The 2,676-nt window shown below is 67.9% G+C and carries 2 protein-coding genes and 1 pseudogene; all 3 read right to left on the reverse strand.

The annotated features are described in order from the left end of the window. Nucleotides 1–730: alanine dehydrogenase (locus ACIQ2E_RS14020; RefSeq protein WP_398331844.1), on the reverse strand; the 730-nt coding region annotated here is incomplete at its 3' end. Nucleotides 731–801: 71 nt separating this feature from the next. Continuing rightward, on the reverse strand, nucleotides 802–2,493 hold the full coding sequence (locus tag ACIQ2E_RS14025; protein ID WP_398331847.1) for an NAD+ synthase: 1,692 nt from the start codon (nucleotides 2,491–2,493) through the stop codon (nucleotides 802–804). Beyond that, nucleotides 2,493–2,676, reverse strand: a pseudogene (locus ACIQ2E_RS14030) (nicotinate-nucleotide adenylyltransferase); the annotation flags it as partial. The pseudogene ACIQ2E_RS14030 and the gene ACIQ2E_RS14025, both read right to left, overlap by 1 nt.

Genomic DNA, 2,676 nt, shown 5'->3' on the forward strand with positions numbered 1-2,676 from the left:
CGCCAATCAGCAGATCGGCGGAGGGCACGAGCCGCTCCAGCAGCCCGCGGCTGCTCACCAGGCTCACCAGGCGGCCCTGCCGCTGGCTCTCCAGGCGCCGCAGCCGCTCGGGTGAGAGATCGAGCAGGAACACCTCTGCATCCATGGCAGCGGCGAGCCGAGCGGCATTCCACCCCACGCTGCCGGCACCTAGCACCACCACCCGAGCCGGCCGCACACCAGTGCAGCCTCCGATCAACACGCCGCGCCCGCCCTGGGGTTTCTCGAGCAGGCGCGCGCCCACCTGCGCCGCCAGGCGGCCGGCGATTTCACTCATCGGTGCCAGCAACGGCAGGCTGCCATCGGCAAGTTGCACCGTTTCGTAGGCGATGGCGGTGGTGCCCGCCTGCAGCAAGGCCCGGCCCACCGCGGGGTAGGCCGCCAGATGGAGGTAGGTGAACAGCACCAGATCGGGCCGCAGGAAGGCAAACTCCTCGGGCTGCGGTTCCTTCACCTTCACCACCAGATGGGCTGCCCAAGCCTCCGTTTGATCCACCACGGCGGCGCCTGCAGCTTGAAATGCCGCATCGCTGATGCCGGCGCCCTCGCCAGCGCCTTGTTCGATGCGCACCTGCAGGCCATGGCTCACCAGCTCGCGTACTGCATCGGGTGTGAGCGCCACGCGCCGTTCGTCGGGCTTGATCTCCCGCGGTACGCCGATGCTGGCGATCGAAGCGATGGTGGGGGCCATGGCGCGATCGCACTGGCGGATCGCCCTTCAGCTTGGCGCCGCTGGCAGGGATTGACCACTTGCGTGCTGGCCTACGCCGCAGCGATCGGCATCCTCCAGCCGCTGCCAAAAGAGCGTTGGCTGAGCTTGAGCACGGGCGGTGCCTGGCGGCGTTTGAATTCGGCGCGGCGCAGCAAGCTCATCACCCGTTGGGCCAGCACCGCATCGACGCCGTGCGCGATCAGATCTTCGGGGCTTTGATGCTCTTCCAGCAGCGCTTGCAGCAGCGGATCGAGTAGCGCGTAATCCGGCAGTGAGTCGCTGTCGCGTTGGTCGGGGCGCAGTTCAGCGCTGGGGGGTTTCTCGCGGATGGCGGCGCCTACCAGCTCGCCGGTTGCCGGTAGGCCGAGGGCGGCGCGGCAGTGGGCTGATGCCGCTGAATCGATCCAGGCGCAGAGGCGGAACACGCCGGTTTTGTAGAGGTCGCCAATCACGGCCAGCCCGCCGTTCATGTCGCCATAGAGGGTGCAGTAGCCAACCGCCAACTCACTTTTGTTGCCTGTGGAAAGCAGCAACTGCCCCTGCTGGTTGGCCACGGCCATCAACAGGGTGCCGCGGATGCGCGATTGCAGGTTTTCGGCTGTTAATCCCGCGGGCTCACCGCCGAGTGGCGGCCTGAGGGCTGCATCAAAACTGGCCATCAGGGGTTCGATCGGCACCGTTTGGGTGGCGATGCCCAGGCGATCGGCGAGGGCGAGGGCGTCGTGGATCGACCCCTCCGAGCTCCAGGGTGAGGGCATCAACAGGGCCTGCACGTTCTCAGGCCCGAGAGCCGCAGCGGCAATCACTGCCACCAGGGCTGAATCGATACCACCGCTGAGCCCAAGCAGCGCCTTGCTGAACCCGCATTTGCGGGCGTAGTCGCGCACCCCCAGCACCAGGGCGCGCAGCAGCAGGTGGTCGGTTGCGGGCAGCGCGGCGAGGTACCCCGCTGCTGGAGCTGCATCACGGGCGTCCCAGAGGCCGAGATCAGCCTCGGCAAAGCTGAGCTGGCGCAGCACCGTGCCATCGGTGCCGGTCACGAAGCTGCCGCCGTCGAACACCAGTTCGTCGTTACCGCCGACTTGGTTCACGTACACCACAGGGCACTGCAGTCGGCGGGCCGCAGCGGCAGCTAGCTCACGCCGCAGCTGTGCTTTGCCGGTGCCAAAGGGTGAGGCTGAGAGGTTCAGCAGCAGATCGGGTTGCAGGGCCTGCAGATCCGCCACGGGATCAGCCCCGAGCAGCCGCTGTTGGTGCAACTCGTCTTCCACCCACAGGTCTTCGCAGATGGTGATGCCCAGGCGCCAGAGGCGGCCCTGGCGTTCCAGCTCGAGCAGGCAGGGTTGGTCGGCCGGGCGGAAATAGCGCCGTTCATCGAACACGTCGTAGCTGGGCAGCAGGCGCTTGCGGGCCACCACCTGCCAGCTGCCGTGCTCCACCAGAGCAGCGGCATTCAACAGATCGGGCGTCTGCCGATCGGGCGTGGGCTCGCTCACCCCCAGCAGCAGGGCAAGCCCTCGGGGGAGCTCGGCGGCCAGCCTGTCCAGAGCTTGCTGTTGCTGCTGGCGCAGGGCCGGGCGTAATAGCAAATCGCGCGGTGGGTAGCCCCAGAGCGCCAGCTCCGGTGCTACCACCAGATCAGCACCTGCCGACGCGGCGCTGCGGCAGGCCTCCAGCACCTGCTTGCCATTGCCGGCCAGGTCTCCCACCAGCGGGTTGATCTGGGCGAGGGCGAGACGCATCAGCGGGCGGTGTGGGAGGGCTGCTGCCCCAGGCCGTAGAGATTGTGACGAACCAGTTCCTCCCACAGTGCTGCTGGTACCTGCTCGGGGCTGGGATGCCGGCGGATCGAGGAGCTCGCTGTGGCCGGCACCGGCAGGTGCAGCAGCTCTGGCTGCCCGCCCAGGTTGCGGATCGCCTCCAGC

Source organism: Vulcanococcus sp. (assembly GCF_044369115.1).
In the GTDB taxonomy this organism is placed as follows: Bacteria; Cyanobacteriota; Cyanobacteriia; order PCC-6307; family Cyanobiaceae; genus Vulcanococcus.